15 protein-coding genes are annotated in these 16259 nt (G+C 41.2%); 2 read left to right on the top strand and 13 right to left on the bottom strand.

The window, feature by feature from the left end:
* Positions 1-37 precede the first annotated feature (37 nt).
* Entirely contained in the window at positions 38-763 is a 726-nt protein-coding gene (locus RV00_RS02735) for a gamma-glutamyl-gamma-aminobutyrate hydrolase family protein (RefSeq protein ID WP_071861078.1), read from the top strand.
* A gap of 143 nt (positions 764-906) precedes the next feature.
* Here RV00_RS02735 and RV00_RS02730 read toward each other — a convergent pair whose 3' ends face one another.
* The 11 genes from RV00_RS02730 to zapA form a co-directional block, all read right to left on the bottom strand.
* On the bottom strand, positions 907-2355 hold the full coding sequence (locus RV00_RS02730; protein WP_071861077.1) for an alanine/glycine:cation symporter family protein: 1449 nt from the start codon (positions 2353-2355) through the stop codon (positions 907-909).
* A 219-nt stretch (positions 2356-2574) separates the two neighbouring features.
* The gene (locus RV00_RS02725) at positions 2575-3390 is read right to left on the bottom strand and encodes an aldo/keto reductase (protein WP_071861076.1); all 816 of its coding nucleotides are present in this window, start codon (positions 3388-3390) and stop codon (positions 2575-2577) included.
* A gap of 83 nt (positions 3391-3473) precedes the next feature.
* A complete protein-coding gene (locus RV00_RS02720) occupies positions 3474-4733 on the bottom strand; it encodes an ABC transporter permease (protein ID WP_071861075.1) in 1260 nt (419 codons plus the stop codon).
* Positions 4726-5625, bottom strand: coding sequence for an ABC transporter ATP-binding protein (locus tag RV00_RS02715; RefSeq protein ID WP_071861074.1), 900 nt, complete (start codon positions 5623-5625; stop codon positions 4726-4728). Before RV00_RS02715 ends, RV00_RS02720 begins: the two co-directional genes overlap by 8 nt.
* An 11-nt stretch (positions 5626-5636) precedes the next feature.
* Positions 5637-6101, bottom strand: a complete 465-nt coding sequence (locus RV00_RS02710; protein ID WP_071861443.1) for a DUF2178 domain-containing protein — start codon at positions 6099-6101, stop codon at positions 5637-5639.
* Positions 6101-6307, bottom strand: a complete 207-nt coding sequence (locus tag RV00_RS02705; protein WP_071861073.1) for a helix-turn-helix transcriptional regulator — start codon at positions 6305-6307, stop codon at positions 6101-6103. The genes RV00_RS02710 and RV00_RS02705 overlap by 1 nt, the downstream gene beginning before the upstream one ends.
* 86 nt (positions 6308-6393) lie before the next feature.
* A complete protein-coding gene (gene uvrC, locus RV00_RS02700) occupies positions 6394-8169 on the bottom strand; it encodes an excinuclease ABC subunit UvrC (RefSeq protein ID WP_071861072.1) in 1776 nt (591 codons plus the stop codon).
* 206 nt (positions 8170-8375) lie between these two features.
* A complete protein-coding gene (gene trxA, locus RV00_RS02695) occupies positions 8376-8690 on the bottom strand; it encodes a thioredoxin (protein WP_071861071.1) in 315 nt (104 codons plus the stop codon).
* Between the two features lie 111 nt (positions 8691-8801).
* Complete coding sequence (locus tag RV00_RS02690; protein WP_071861070.1) at positions 8802-11162, bottom strand: endonuclease MutS2; 2361 nt, start codon at positions 11160-11162, stop codon at positions 8802-8804.
* Positions 11163-11331: 169 nt separating this feature from the next.
* On the bottom strand, positions 11332-11880 hold the full coding sequence (locus RV00_RS02685) for a CvpA family protein (protein ID WP_071861069.1): 549 nt from the start codon (positions 11878-11880) through the stop codon (positions 11332-11334).
* A 12-nt stretch (positions 11881-11892) separates the two neighbouring features.
* The gene (gene zapA / locus RV00_RS02680) at positions 11893-12327 is read right to left on the bottom strand and encodes a cell division protein ZapA (RefSeq protein ID WP_071861068.1); all 435 of its coding nucleotides are present in this window, start codon (positions 12325-12327) and stop codon (positions 11893-11895) included.
* A gap of 138 nt (positions 12328-12465) precedes the next feature.
* Between zapA and rnhC the strand changes: the two genes are divergently transcribed.
* A complete protein-coding gene (gene rnhC / locus RV00_RS02675; RefSeq protein ID WP_071861067.1) occupies positions 12466-13368 on the top strand; it encodes a ribonuclease HIII in 903 nt (300 codons plus the stop codon).
* A 41-nt stretch (positions 13369-13409) separates the two neighbouring features.
* Here rnhC and RV00_RS02670 read toward each other — a convergent pair whose 3' ends face one another.
* Complete coding sequence (locus RV00_RS02670; RefSeq protein WP_071861442.1) at positions 13410-14552, bottom strand: metal-dependent hydrolase family protein; 1143 nt, start codon at positions 14550-14552, stop codon at positions 13410-13412.
* 151 nt (positions 14553-14703) lie between these two features.
* On the bottom strand, positions 14704-16167 hold the full coding sequence (locus RV00_RS02665; protein ID WP_071861066.1) for an amidase: 1464 nt from the start codon (positions 16165-16167) through the stop codon (positions 14704-14706).
* Between the last annotated feature and the right edge of the window lie 92 nt (positions 16168-16259).

Genomic DNA, 16259 nt, shown 5'->3' with positions numbered 1-16259 from the left:
AAAATATCGAACCTAACTTATAAAGGAGTGTCTTTTTTTGAAAAAACCAATCATCGGTATCGCAGCGAATCAACATTATCAAAATAACCAAGATTTTTTTGATCAACAATTTACTTACAGCCCTCAAGGTTTCATTGATGGCGTACACCAAGCCGGAGGCATTCCTGTTTTGCTGCCTATCAGTGATCCTGAGCTTGCCGGTGAGTATATCGAAACAATCGATAAACTATTACTAGCTGGTGGTCAAGATGTCACTCCTTTCTTGTATAACGAAGAGCCGCACCCAAAACTTGGTCCGACAAGCGTTGATCGAGATCGCTTTGAAATGGCTTTGATTAAAGAAGCAATCAAGCAAGACAAACCGATCCTGACTGTTTGCCGTGGGACACAACTACTGAATGTGACGTTAGGTGGGACTTTATATCAAGACTTGTCAGAATATCCTGATTGGGAAGTCAAACACGATATGTTTCCAACGGTTCCTGACTTTGGTCTACATTCGATTACGATTAAAGGCGATTCCACCTTGGCTCCCTTATTTGGAGAACGTGCGCAAGTAAATTCTTACCACCATCAAGCGTTGAGAGATTTAGCCGAAAGTCTCGTCCCAATCGCATGGTCTTCTGACCGGATTGTCGAAGCCGTAGAGAGTCGCGAACGAAACACTAAAATTCTTGGTGTCCAGTGGCATCCTGAATTAACTCGTCAAAATGATCCGAAAGAGCAAAGTCTCTTTGATTTTTTTGTCCAAGAATTCGAATAGTTTTAAAAGAATAATAAGGCTAGTTCGTTAAGCCGGACGTAGATATGCTCGCTGTAAAGCGATTTATTCACGTAAAAACTTTATACTTTCATTATAAAAAAACAAAGAGAGCGGGGAACAAAAATTGTTCCCGCTCTCTTATTTTAATCATCTTCAGGAGTGATTTCACCGAATGAGTTGCCGGCAAGATCCATTTCAGGATTCTTTGCTAGTCGCTCAAAGTAATCTTTTGTTTCTTTAAATACTACCGGACTTAGCAGAATCAACGCGATAATATTTGGAAAGGCCATTAAGCCGTTAAAAATATCTGCGATCGTCCAAACAGCTGTCACAGTCAAATAGGGTCCAATGAAGACGGCGAAAATATATAGCCCGCGAAAAGCAGTAGAGAACTTAGTATTCCCACCTGTTAAGTAGCTTAAGCAACGTTCTGAATAATAATTCCAACCTAAAATCGTCGTAAAGGCGAAAAAGGCTAAACAAGTCATCAATAAAAGTGAAGCGATGGTTTGCGAGATCGGCAAGGCTTCGGAAAAGGCAAAGATAGTCACCGCTGATCCTTCTAGCCCTGTTTCCCATGCTCCAGTCAAGATGATTGCCATTCCGGTCATATTACAAACAACTAATGTATCAATGAACGTTCCGGTCATTGATACCAAACCTTGACGTACAGGTTCTTTTGATTGCGCCGCTGCTGCTGCGATTGGCGCACTTCCCAGTCCAGATTCATTAGAGAAGATCCCACGAGCGATTCCTTTTTGCATCGCGATCATCATGGCACCCATTGCCCCACCAGAAACAGCCCGTAAACCAAAGGCACTTTGAACAATTTCAACAATTACCGCTGGCAACTTTGTAATATTCACCACAATCATGAACAAGCATAAGCTGACATAAATCACGATCATCAATGGAACAATAATTTCTGATACGCGGGCGATTCGCTGCACGCCTCCGATCAATACAATTGCAACTAGGAGTGTCACCACTGCTCCTGAAATAATTACTGCCCATGAATACTGATTGCCAAATAAAGTGATCGTATTCGCTTTGTTAGGATCAAAAAAAGTTTCCGCGGCTGAAGTGATTCCGTTGATTTGAGCAATCGTTCCAATTCCAATCACACCGGCGATCGCTCCGAAAAAGGCAAACATTTTAGCTAACCATTTCCATTTTTGACCTAACCCATTTTCAATGTAATAAAATGGACCGCCTAACGCTTTCCCGTGATCATCAAAAGTTCGATATTTCACCGCCAATAACCCTTCGGCGTACTTAGTCGCCATTCCGAGTAGCCCGGCTAATTCAAGCCAAAACAAAGCGCCGGGTCCCCCAGCTACGATGGCAGTAGCAACACCTACGATATTTCCCGTACCGATTGTTGCAGATAACGCCGTACACAGCGCTTGAAAACTAGTAACATCCCCTGCGCCGCCTTCTTCATTTTTAACCATGTACTTCAATGCGAGTGGCAATTTACGAAGCTGAATCATCCGACAGCCGACAGTCAATAAAACACCGATTCCTAAAATCAATAGGATCATTGGTGCTCCCCAAATTAAAGAATTAAGATTTGATAAAAAATCATCCATGGTATCCCTCCCTTTTCTTGTCATTTTACCATATTTTTTAATCCAACGTTCATTTGATTAAAATAATACTTAGTTCACAATCTTAATAACCTATTTTAAAGCCTTTATGGATTTATCAACCCTTATTATGTGAAATACATAACTTCATTTACGAGCAAAAAAGCATACGAAATGGTTCATTGACCATCTCATATGCTCGTAAATATTTCATATGATAAATTAAAAATCAAAATTATCCGGATCGGCCCCTAAGCGTTCATTAATATTCAACCCATCAATCTGTTTCATTTCCGCGTCGCTTAATTCAAAATCAAACACATCAAAGTTCTCTTTAATCCGTTCTTCATGAACAGATTTTGGAATGACGATGATATCACTTTGCAAATGCCAGCGAATAATCACTTGAGCAGCGGTTTTTTGATGTTTCTCACCGATTGCGACAAGTGTTGGATTTTGCAAGATTTTTCCTTGTCCTAGAGGTGACCACGCTTCAACCGCGATCCCAGCTTGCATTAAATATTCCCGCAATGCTACTTGTGTCAAAGTTGGATGCAGCTCGATTTGATCCACCATCGGCTTGATTTTGGCAGTTTTCATCAGCTCTTCGATATGATGCTGATGGAAATTAGAAACACCGATAGCTTTTGCTCTGCCGCTCTCGTAAATCTCTTCCATTGCCCGCCATGAGTCATTAAATTTCCCTTCAACCGGCCAATGAATCAAATAAAGATCAACATAATCGAGACCTAAGCGTTCCAAGCTTTCATCAAAAGCCTTATGAGCGGATTCATAACCTTGATCGGCATTCCACAGTTTTGTAGTGACAAATAATTCTTCACGTTTGATCCCCGCTGCGCGGATACCTTCGCCGACACCTTTTTCATTTTTATAAACAGCAGCGGTATCGATCAGATGATAGCCGCTTTCGATGGCCCATTGAACAGAATTCGTCGCGTCCTTTTCCTCCACACGCCAAACACCTAAACCTAAACGCGGCATTTCACTACCATTTGATAATCGCTTCGTTTTTTTCATCAGCTTTCCTCCTTATTTATGTGCTACAGGCTATCGTATCTTTTTATTGTGAGGGTCTTTTGACATTGGGTCAACTACTTTGTTTATTTGACTTTGCGATCATTTTGCATAATAGAGATCGATTGCTTCAACGCAGTCCACGCTCCGCCTTCACTATAAACCAAAACATTGGATTTATATAATTGCGCAGAGAAAGCTGTTAAGAAAATCGTAAAGACAATTAAGATCCCTAAAGAAACGAAAGCACTAGACATTTCGGCTGTCCCCGTTGCTAAACGGATCGGCATGCTGTAAGACGATAAGAATGGAATGTACGACGTAATTTTAATAATCATATTGGTTGGATCAGAAGCGCCTAAGATTAAGCCCAGCATATACCCGATCATTGAAAGATACATCACTGGCTGTACTGCCTTGGCGGTATCCTCCGGTTTACTGACTAACGATCCACATAAAGCCGAAAGAACAGCATATAAGAAAATCCCGATCAACATAAAGCCAATAATCAAGGCGACGTTCGCTCCTAAAAGACTCTTGATAGATACATTATTTATGAAACCTTGCAATATCGGTAGATCCTTAAATTGACGGAAGGCGACAACAATCGCTACCACGTAGATCAATAGTTGCGTCAAAGCCACCAATAAAACCCCTAAAAGCTTACCATAGTAATGACTCTTGGCCTTCATGCTGGATAGTAAAACTTCCATGATCCGTGTACCCTTTTCCGAAGCGATCTCTTGAGCGATAATCGATGAATAGCTCGTGATGAACATAAACATTATGATCGTCGTTAAAAAGCTTAAAATAAATTGGATACCGGAATCTCCATCGTCACTTTTCATTTTTCCATTCTCAAAAGAGACCTTGGTTGAATCAAATTTTGCCGGTTCCATTACCTTTTGCACTTGGGCAGTGGTTAAATTCAACTGACTCGCGCGAATACTTGCTTGCATCGAACTTAAAATTTGTTGCAACTGTGTTTCCGTTGAGGTGCCTAGCGATGCCTTACTATAAAGTTTGCCGGATATTTGATCTTCACCCATTTTTAAATCAAGATAGGCGTCGATTTTTTTATCCTCTAGCTGCTGTTGCGCTTTTTTATCGCCATCCACTGTTTTAAACGTATAATCTTTGTTTTTCGTCTTTGCCAACTGTTCCGCTACCGCTGGTTGGTCAGTCACGATCCCGATCTTGCTGATATCATTGGCATCCCCGAAGAAATGTTGAGACAAATAGAAAATTCCCATAACGAGAAACGGCGCTAAAATCATAATAACGAATGCCGTGGATTTCACGTTTTTCTTGTAAACATCTTTAATGATAATGCCCATTTTACTCATTTGACGCACCTGCTTTCCATTTAAAAATTTCTTCGAGGGTTGGCGGTTGCTGATTAAACATTGGGATATAACCATCCTTCGTCGCTTCTGTAAAGATCGCTTGGCCAGCGCTAGGATCATCTAAAGTAATATCAAAGCTACCATCCTCTTTTGACAGCACTGACTGCACACCTGGAAAAGCGTTTAGTTGTTCTTGCGTCAAATGTGATTCCAAATATAATTTACTCCGACCAAAGGATTCGCGGATTTCATGAACCTTGCCATTCAAAACAGTTTTACCGTTATTCAACATAATCAAGTGGTCACAAATTTTTTCAACATTGTCCATGTTGTGACTAGAGAAGATGACACAAGAGCCTTTTTCCTTCAACTCGATGATGCCATTTTTTAATAGTTCTGCATTGACTGGGTCTAATCCGCTAAATGGTTCATCCAAAATAACTAGCTTTGGCTCATGGATCAGTGTTGAGATCAATTGAACCTTTTGTTGATTCCCTTTAGAAAGGGATTTTACTTTATCGGTTTTCTTTCCTTTGACTTGGAATTTTTCCATCCATTCATCAATTTTAGGCGCGATCTCCTGTTTGCTCTTTCCCCGCAACGAGGCAAAGAATAATAATTGATTTTCAATCGTTACTTTTGGATACAAACCGCGCTCTTCAGGCAAGTAACCAATCGTGTCGTAGTCTTTACCAGATAGTGGATGTCCATTCCAAGAAACACTTCCAGAATCCTTCGATAGAAAATCTAAGATCAAACGGAAGGTCGTTGTTTTCCCGGCTCCGTTTTGTCCAATCAATCCTAAAATTTTGCCGTCTTCAATCGTAAAATCCATATTATCTAATGCCTTATACGTGCCGAAGCTTTTACTCAAGTGCTCAACCTGTAACATTTTCTCACTCCTTATAATTTCTTTTTGAAATAAAAATAGCCAACCAGATAACTGATTAGAAATACCCATAATAAACAAGTTGCCGTATACATTAATTCCCTTGAAATAAAACTGCCAATCATACTCAGAATAACTAAAACGAAGCTCATTACGAAGCTAGTGAAACGAAGTGCTTTGCCGTTGATTTGCAAGTTCCGTTCATCCGTTCGAGCAATTCGCTGCGTTCTCAATTTTTTTGGGTCTTGCATAATCTGGCGATTCCGCAAGATGAAAAGAATAAAAACAATTGTGATAGAGGAAAAAAAGCCCATTAAAAAGCCCGCGGCGGATTCACTGATCTCCAACTGATAGACTCGCGGCCCAATCAGAAGAATTACCATACAAACAATCATGAAAAGGATCGCTATAAAATAGCCTATATTAAACTTACGCAATTTCTCACGATATTCGCGGTCAGCCTTGGATAAATTTTCCATCATTCTTCCTCCTCCTCTTCAAAAATAAAAATATCTTCAATCGTCAAATCAAAAAAACGAGCAATCTTATAGGCTAAAATCAACGAAGCATTGTAACGACCATTTTCCAAAGAAATAATCGTTTGACGTGTCACTTCCAATTGGTCAGCCAAATCACTTTGGGTCAGCTTGCGCTCTTTACGTAACTTTTGAATACGATTCTGCAAACGATCACCCCTTCATGTACAGTGTCCTTTACTTTTATTTTAAAAAGTATAGCACCCTTTACTTTTCATGTAAAGGGTGCTATACATTATTTTTTCTGTAGTTGTTGGTGAGTCTTCTCAGCGACTGCTTTCGGCAATCCGACTTTTTGTAATTCTTCGATAGAGGCTGCTTGAATATTTTTTAATGATTTAAATTCCTTTAGCAGCATTTTTTTACGTTTCGGTCCTAATCCATCAATATTATCCAGTTTCGAAGCAAAACTATTTTTACTTCGCAATTGCCGATGGAAAGTGATGGCAAAGCGATGGACTTCATCTTGGATACGCTGCAGCAAGAAAAATTCTTGCGAGTTGCGTTCTAATGGGACGACCGTTAATTCTGGTCCGTACAATAATTCACTGGTTTTGTGCTTATCGTCTTTCGCCAAACCTGCGATTGGAATATCGATCCCTAGTTGATTAGCTAGCACGTCTTTGGCAACTTCTACTTGGCCTTTCCCTCCATCGATCACAATCAGATCTGGGAACGGTAAGCCCTCCTTTAAAACACGAGAATAGCGGCGATAAATGACTTCTCGCATAGAGGCATAGTCATCGGGGCCTTTGACAGTTTTGATTTTGTATTTCCGATATTCCTTCTTGGCTGGTTTTCCATCGATAAAAACCACCATCGCCGAAACGGGATCGGTTCCCATGATATTGGAGTTATCAAAAGCTTCGATCCGTATTGGAGCCGGAATATTCATCGCATCGCCTAATTTTTCCACGGCTCCGATCGTCCGGGCTTCACTGCGGCCGATTAAATCAAATTTTTCATTCAAGGCGACCTGCGCATTTTTACCGGCCAATTTCACCAATTTTTTCTTTTCTCCCCGTTGTGGTTGCAATACTTTCGTATCCAGCATCACTTCGACACTTGGCTTGTCGATACTATCCGGGATCAAGACTTCTTTTGGAATAAAATGCTCATTTTCTTGATAGAATTGTCCGATATAAGTTAAGAAATCTTCCTCTGCTTCATTATAAAAGGGGAACATTGAAACATCTCGTTCAATCAATTTTCCTTGACGAACGAAGAAAACTTGCACACACATCCAGCCTTTGTCTGTCGCGTAGCCAAAAATATCCCGATCGACTAGATCCGTATTCGTCATCTTTTGTTTGGTCATGACGGTCTCAATCGCTCTGATTTGATCACGATATTCCGCCGCCTTTTCAAATTCCATATCGACTGCCGCTTGATTCATTTTTTCGATCAACTGGTCTTGAATCTCGGTGTGTCCGCCATTAAGAAAGTTTTTAATTTCTTCCACCATGTCTTTATAAATTTGTGGATCTACATGGAAAGCATAGGGACAGAGACATTGACCTAAATGATAGTACAGGCACGGTGTTTTTTGTGACGGCTTGCATTTCCGCAATGGAAACAGCCGATCCAACAATTTTTTGGTTTCATTCGCCGCGTTGACGTCAGGATACGGGCCAAAATAATGAGCCTTGTCCTTCAACACTTTCCGAGTAATCATCAAACGTGGATATTTTTCGTTGGTGATTTTTAAAAATGGATAGGTCTTGTCGTCCTTCAGCATGATATTGTACTTAGGATCATTTTTCTTGATCAAATTGATCTCAAGCAGCAATGCTTCAATATTGGATTCGGTCACTATGTATTCAAAATCTTCAATCTCGCTAACTAACCGCTCCGTCTTGGTATTATGACTGCCGGTGAAATACGAACGGACACGGTTTTTTAAAATTTTGGCTTTCCCTACATAAATAATCGTTCCATTTTTATCTTTCATTAAATAGCAGCCCGGTTGATCTGGCAGGATCGCTAATTTATTCTTGATTCTTTCGTTCATGCGTTGTTTCCCTTCTCATCAAAAAGACTTTTGAACTGCCTATAGTTAGTATACTACCACTCTTTCTGATGTCATTCTTTCAGGTCTTCTTTTGTAGAAATAAATTTTAATCGTAAAAAGAGAGATACGACAAAATCTGTCATATCTCCCTATTCACGAATAGATTGTGTGACGAAAGTAACTTCTGCCACAACCTTATCCTTAAATTACATATGAGTCTTGATTAACTCTTGTAGTTGATCCTTTGTATGAACACCAATCACTTTATCAACGACTTGTCCATCTTTTTTCAAAACAAGGGTTGGGATGCTCATAATGCCAAATGATGCTGGCGTTTCAGGATTTTCATCCACATCCATTTTTACGATTCTGAATTCATCTTCGTCATATTCTTCGGATAATTGATCTAAGATCGGTGCTTGCATGCGACAAGGACCACACCAGGTTGCCCAAAAGTCGATTAAGACAAGTCCGCTATCTGTTTCTTCGCTAAACGTTTTATCAGTAACTACTTGTGACATTTGAATTCCTCCTATATTAGCTTCGGATACTAATTGTGTATCCTTTTTCTTACTAAAAGTAGTATAGCACGCTGGCTTTTTCTACGCTACTCTTCTGCTTACACTTGTAAACTATTTAAACGTTACCACCGTTGCACCGTTGCCGCCTTGATTTGCGGGAGCAAATTCAAAGCTTTGGACGTTTCGATTATTTTTCAGATAATCAGTGATTCCCTTTCGTAGCGCACCGGTTCCTTTGCCGTGAATGATCCGAACTTGAGCAAAATTTGCAAGTAACGCCGCATCAATATATTGATCGACTTCCGCCATCGCTTCTTCATAACGTTTGCCACGTAAATCTAGCTCAGGCTTCACGCGAGCACTCGCACCTCTTTGAACGCCGGTAACGACTCGTTGTTTAGGTTCTTCGATCGGAGTTGTTAACGTCATATCCGCTTCTGCAATAGTCATCTTCAAGATACCTAATTGTACTTGCCACTGATCGTCGCCCACTTTTTTGATCAATGTTCCTCGTTGACCATAAGTTTCTACGATGACTTCATCGTTTGGCTTAAATTGTTTTTTTGCCTTCGCTTTTTTCAGCACTTTATTTTTAGTCAGGTGCTCGTCTTGTTGTAGATTGGCTAATTGGCTCTTAGCATCGATCAACTGATGTTCTTTCACATTACCTTGTCCAGACAGCTGCATTTGACGGATTTCTTTGATGATTTTCTCCGCGTTTTCTTGCGCTTCGTTAACAATTTTATTCGCTTCTTTACGAGCCTTATCCATTTCTTTTTCGCGTTCATCAAAGAAATAAGAATAAGCATTTTTCAAGTCACGATACAACTTTTCAGATTCATCGACATAATGACGAATCTCCAAGTATTCGGTTTCCGTTGCTTTTCGTTGGTTTTCTAAATCAGAGATCATCTCGTTCAAATCTTGGCTTTCCTCGTCAATGATCTGTTTTGCACTCTCAATCACCGTCGCATCTAAACCTAGTCGACGAGAAATCTCGAAAGCATTACTACGACCAGGCACGCCAATCAACAATCGGTAAGTTGGGCTTAACGTATCGACATCAAATTCCATACTGGCATTGATCGTATTCGAACGGTTGTAGCCGTAAATTTTTAGTTCTGGGTAATGGGTCGTCGCCATGACGTAGGCAGATTTCGCGCCGACCGCATCCAAAATCGCGATCGCCAAAGCCGCACCTTCTTGCGGGTCAGTTCCCGCTCCCAGCTCATCAAATAGAACCAAACTGTGTTCATCGATCTTATCTAAAATCGATACGATGTTCGTCATGTGGGAAGAAAAAGTTGATAGGCTTTGCTCGATGGACTGTTCGTCACCGATATCCGCAAAAACCTCATCAAAGATTCCCATCACACTTTCTTCAGCGACTGGTAAGGGCATCCCCGCTTGACCCATTAGTTGCAAGAGTCCTAATGTTTTTAAGGAGATCGTTTTCCCACCGGTATTCGGTCCGGTAATTACCACCGCTTGGAAGTCTTCACCAATCATGATGTCGTTGGCCACTGCTTTGTCTTGATCCAATAGCGGATGACGAGCTTGTTTGAAATAGACGTGATTTGCTTGATTAATAGCTGGTACGACTGCTTTTAAGTCTTTGGCAAACCGCGCTTTCGCATTCATTAAATCAAAGCGACCCAAAACATAGGCGTTGTGTAAAATATCCTTTCGAGGGGCCACTAATTCAGCTGACAGCTCCGCTAAGATCCGTTCGATTTCCGTTCGTTCCGCAATTTGCTGCTGACGTAAACGATTGTTTAATTCAACGATTTGTTTTGGTTCCATAAATAATGTCTGCCCAGAAGCACTTTGGTCGTGAACCACGCCGCCAAAAATACCGCGATATTCTTGTTTTACCGGAATGACATAACGATCATTTCGCATCGTGATCAGACTATCACTCAAATACTTCGCATTTTTTCCGCGAATCAATCCATCCAGCTGTTCACGAATCGTCTGCTCACTGCGCCGAATTTGGGCACGGATCGTCCGTAATTCCGAGGATGCTTCATCCCTAACACGTCCGTCTTCTTCTACTGAGCGACGGAGTTTTCCACTTAGCTCAGGTAAGGTCGTAAGCTGATCTTCCCAAAAATAAAGCCGCAAAAATTCTAGCTCGCTATCTTTTAAGTCTTCAATAAAACGAACCAACTCGCTAGTCGTTGAAAGTACCCGAGATACTTCTGCTAATTCCAACCCATTCAAGTTAGCACCAATCTCGATCCGCTTCATGTGAGGTTTGATATTGTTCAATTTAGGAATCGGCAGCCCGCCTCGTAAACGTTGGACCTTCATGCCGTCTTCGGTTTCATCCAGCCAAGCCTGAACGGTAGCTTCATCACTAGAAGGCTGTAGCTGACGAATTTCTTCTTCCCCTTGTTCCGTGGTTAAAGACTGTTGGATCTTATTTTTTACTTGTTCGAACTCTAATGTTTTTAGAATGCGTTCATTCATTTTTTCACCTTCTATATCTAATTAGAAAGGCTTCGCGAACTTCCTTCGCTTTTACGCAATTCGTTCGTGAAGCCGGAAATTGAGCGCCTTGATTTTCCACTAATCGGCTCTTTCATTAAATAAACCGAAACCTGTCAAGCAGCGTCTCGGTCTTTACTTTATGCAATAGTTATCCAATAATTTTCGTGACCCACAGATTTTCAAACATCGGACTCAAGAATAGCGAATGTTCGATAATAAAACGGGCCAAACCACTTTTTTCCAATAGATCTTGGACCAAAGCCATTGGTACAAAGCTGACGACTTTCAATAGTAAGAAAATCGCGAGGTACACAATGAACACTTGCAAAATCCCAGCAATGAGTCCATCATATTGCGGGATCATCACCCGAAATAACAAATCTTTAAAAAAGATCGCGATTAAATGGGTCAATAACCAGCCAATAACTAAAATCAAGATAAAAGCAATCCCAGCGTAAAAGGCTTTGTCTAGATTAAAGGCCTGCTCGATGGAATAGTAAACCATTTTGGAATTGCTCGTTACTGACGGATAAGGAACGAATAAATCTAAATGCGATCCCAATCTCTGATAGAACATCATGGCAACGACAAATGATAGTGCGTAGCCGACAACAAATACTAACTGATACGCCAGCCCTCGCCGATAACCTGAGTAAAAAGAAAGTAAGATTGCAAATAAAATTACCAATGTTAACATAGTATCCCTCACTTATTTATTTGCCGCTCTTTTTTGGATCTCACGCTTGCGGTTTTCGTTGACAATTTGTTGTGCCTCTACGTGATTGCGGATTGGCACATCGCCTTGTCCATTTTTCCGCATGATTTCTTTAGCTTCAGCTTCGATCGCTTCGATTTTCTTGATGCGATTTTCCAGCTCAAGATTATGAGCCGCTTGTCCATCTAAAGTGAACTGCTGCTTTTCCATTTTAATCAATTCTTCTTGCTTCTTTAACTGATCCGAAACCGCATTGATTGCTAACAACATCGTAGCATTTTCTTGTGTGATCTCAGGAGATAAAGACATAATCTCATTTAACTGCTCATTGACCAACGCGGTAACCATATCCATATGTTGCTTGGATTCTCGCCCAATGATAGTATAAGTCTGACCGGCAACGACTGCCTTATAGCGGTTTTGCGCCATAGTGATCAACCTTCCTAAAAACTTATTTTACTTAAATCGCATGATGACAAAAATACTAGTATATTATATGCTAAAACCATTCGTATGTACAACTTTCATCAATCAATTACTAATTAAATTAAAGAAAAGAGAAAATTTATGAGCTCAACTGTCCTAAAATTAACAAAATCAGAAATCCAAAAATTAAAAAACTATTACACAGACTATTTGTTACACAAAAATGTTCCCTACAGTGAGTTCTCAGCCAAAAAAAATGGCGTAAGTATCACCGCCTACACGTCTGGTAAAGTTTTGTTTCAAGGAAACAACGCTGAAACCGAGGCGGCTCGCTGGGGAAAACCAGCCACAGCAGCAGCTAAGACCAGTGGGAGTCTGCCGGCTAATTTTGCTTCATTGGCTGTTTTAGGCAGTGACGAAGTTGGTAACGGCAGCTATTTTGGGCCCCTCTGTGTTTGTGCCGCTTACGCGGATAAGGAGCATTTAGCAGCATTAAAAAAATTAGGTGTCAAAGATTCCAAGATGCTGACGGATGACCAGATTCGCAGCATGGCAGAAACGATCAAAGAATTGATCCCCTATAAATTATTAGTGCTTCAGCCAGAAAAATATAACGAGATTCAGCCAAAATACAACGCGGTTCGCATGAAAGTGGCCTTACACAATCAAGCGATCCGGTTATTATTAGAACAAATTACACCGGCAAAGCCCGATGCGATTTTAATCGACCAATTCACCCCTGAAACCAACTATCAAAAATATGTAAAACAAGAGGCACAGCCTGTAAAAGAAAAAATTTATTTCGTCACTAAAGGCGAGCAGTATCATCTTGCCGTGGCCGCAGCCTCAATTATTAGTCGAGCAAGTTTCTTGGAGGAACTAGATGCCGCCTCCCACACTCTAGGAGCTAAGGTTCCCTCTGGTGCTGGTAAGCCTTCTGATGAATTAGCGGCGAAACTATTGCGTCAAGGTGGAATACCTCTATTAAAAAAATATGCGAAACTCCATTTTGCCAATACTGAAAAAGCTCAAAAACTTGTCTAAAAAGAGAACCAACCCGTGAAAAATTCGGGCTGGTTCTCTTTTTAGATTGCTTTGCCGCCTAGATAAACTTGGCGTACATTCCGTAATTGCTGGATGTCTTTTGAAACATCCCCCTCAACAACTAAAATATCAGCCTGTAACCCTGGCTTCAATTGGCCAGTTACATCAGCTAAATCAAAGACCTCTGCTGGGTTTTGAGTGGCTGTTTGAATCGCTTCAACCGGTGTCAGTCCATAACGCACCATTAATTCCAGCTCCTCAACGATTGGCACACTTGGCGCCTCTAACATCACCATATCTGTACCAGCTAAAATTTTTACGCCTTCATCATAGATTGCTTTAAAATTTTGCTCATAGGCGACGACCGAGCTTTCAAAAAAATCTAAATGATGGGAATAGGTTTCGGTGGATTGATTGGAATGATCCACGCCGACCTCTTGAACTTTTTGATTGTAATCTGCTAAAAAATGATAGGCGAACATCGTTGGCGTCCAAGCTTGCTGATTGGCGGCCATTTGTTGACCTTGTTCAAGGGTTAAAAAATTACCATGTTCAATCGTATCAAAACCGGCATCAATACACATCTGGACACCCGGTTGAGTTCCCGCGTGAACGACGCATTTCATCCCTAGACGATGCGCTTCCGCTACACCAGCGTCTAATTCTGCTTGAGAAAACTCGCAAATATCATCACGATTAGTTGTCAGCAACTTGATCCAATCTGCGCCGTCTTTCTTTTGACGACGAATCGTATGGCGAATATTTTCAACTCCGTCCACCTCTTCGATTCCATCTTCATGTCCGTGTCCGCCGGTAATGCAGATTCCTCGATCCGTATGCAAGATTCTCGGCGCTTTGACAAAGCCTTTTTCCGCCGCTAAACGTAATGTCTCCAAAAGAAATTGCGGACCACAGCAATCACGAATCGTTGTTACCCCTTTTCTTAAACAAGTCGCCGCTTGCTGCTGAGCATAATAAGCGATCATAAAATCATTGTATCGATGTAAATCCGGCTGCGTCCAATAGTAACCTAAGTGAATATGGGCATCCATCAAGCCAGGTAAGATCGTCGCATTTTTATAATCGATTACCTCAGCTTCAGGATACTGCTGCCGCAGCTCTTCTGCCCTTCCTACCGCTAAAATTTGATCCGCCTGAAAAACGACGCCACCCTCTTCAAGCATTGTTTTTCCGTCACCAATGATTACTTTCTTAGCTAGTAATAAAAAAACCAAAAATCCCGCCTCCTTTTTGATAACGCTTACTGTATTAGTGTAACAAAGAACCGCCAAAAATAGTTAACTAATTTTGGCGGTATGAAAGTAACATTGATCTTTAGTTTTTTTGATAGTGGGTAGGTAAGCAAAAACCATATTGGTCTTCGAATAGTTTTCCGATTTGAAATAATAAATCTTCTCTTCCACGAGCGGCGGTAAATTGGATTCCTAAAGGCAAACCGTTTTCCGTCATAACGGTAGGTAAACTGATCGCTGGTTGACCTGTCAAATTAGCGAGCTGCGTATAAGGAGTGATTCGCAAACTTTTTTCAAACATTCTCTCAATCAATTTTGCCAATTCATTTTCGGATAAACTAGATGATACTGTCAATCCATCTCGTATTTCTGGACTTTGCAGATCTTCTGTCAGTTTCGGCGCAGTCGAGGCAGTGGTTGGTGTCAGTAATAAATCATAACGGGTAAACAATTCTTCCATTTGATAAGCTGCTTGATCCCATTCATTCAACGTTTGGATGTAATGGGCTGCCGAAATTTTGCGACCATATTGATAGATTCCCCAAGTCATCAGTTCCATGTCATTTATCTCAAGGGGGCGAGCCAAGTTTTTTTCGATTCCCACAAACATCGCCGCTGTTTCTCCGCCATTCATTAAATAATAGCTATTGATTAACTGACGCCCATTTACTGGATAAGAAATCATCTCTACTTGATGATTTTGCTTAACCAAAAAATCTCTAGCCGCTTCAACGGCCTTCACCGCTTCGGAAGAAACCTCTGAGTCTATGGGAGAATCGATGATAACCGCGATTCTCAATTCTTTCTTTTGAGCTGCGGCGTCTTGTTGCCATTCTATTTTGGAAGCCTGATAAGGCGCTGCACTGGCAACCCCACGCATTCCGTAAAAAAGCCGTTCAGTATCTCGCATGGAGACAGTCAAAGCGAAATCGATCGCCGCTCCCTGCCAACCTCGCCAACCAGAAGGCCCCACCGGCATCGTTCCTCGTGAAGGCTTTAAACCGATCAAGCCGCAAAAAGAAGCGGGAATCCGTATCGAGCCGCCGCCGTCACTAGCCGCCGCCAACGGAACGATTCCCTCCGCTACAGCACTTGCCGCGCCGCCACTGGACCCTCCTGAGTAGTGATCCAACTTCCATGGATTTTTTACCAGACCATAAATCTCCGCATCTGTAATATTTTTAAAGCCAAACTCTGGAACATTGGTTTGGGCAAAAGGAATCAGCCCGTTCTTTATTAATCGCTTAGTAAAGTAACTCGTCTGGCTTGATCGATGTTCTCTCAATAATTTTGATCCCGAGGTATTTAACCAGCCTTTTTTTTCTTGTCCTAACATTTTTAATGGAATCGGCAAACCGGCGAAGGGCCGTTCGAGAATGTTTGCCTGATTTTGATATTCTTGCAGCGCATCTTGTTCCATTGTAGAGACAAACGCATTTAAAACAGAATTTTTTAAACGCGCCTGTTCTGTAAAAACTCCTAGTAATTCAGTAAAGCTGACTTCCTTTCCCCGCAGCTTTTCTGCCCAATAAGTAGCATCCTTCACCCATAACACCGCCTTTTTAAGTTAACTTCATTATCACAAATTTTTTTCGTGAATACTAGCAAAAGACCTGACGAGCAGCATGACAGCTTTAC

The sequence above is a fragment of the Enterococcus devriesei genome (assembly GCF_001885905.1).
GTDB classification, from domain to species: domain Bacteria; phylum Bacillota; class Bacilli; order Lactobacillales; family Enterococcaceae; genus Enterococcus_A; species Enterococcus_A devriesei.
The sequence above is the reverse complement of the archived record's forward strand: the minus strand, read 5'-3'. Positions and strand labels throughout refer to the sequence as shown.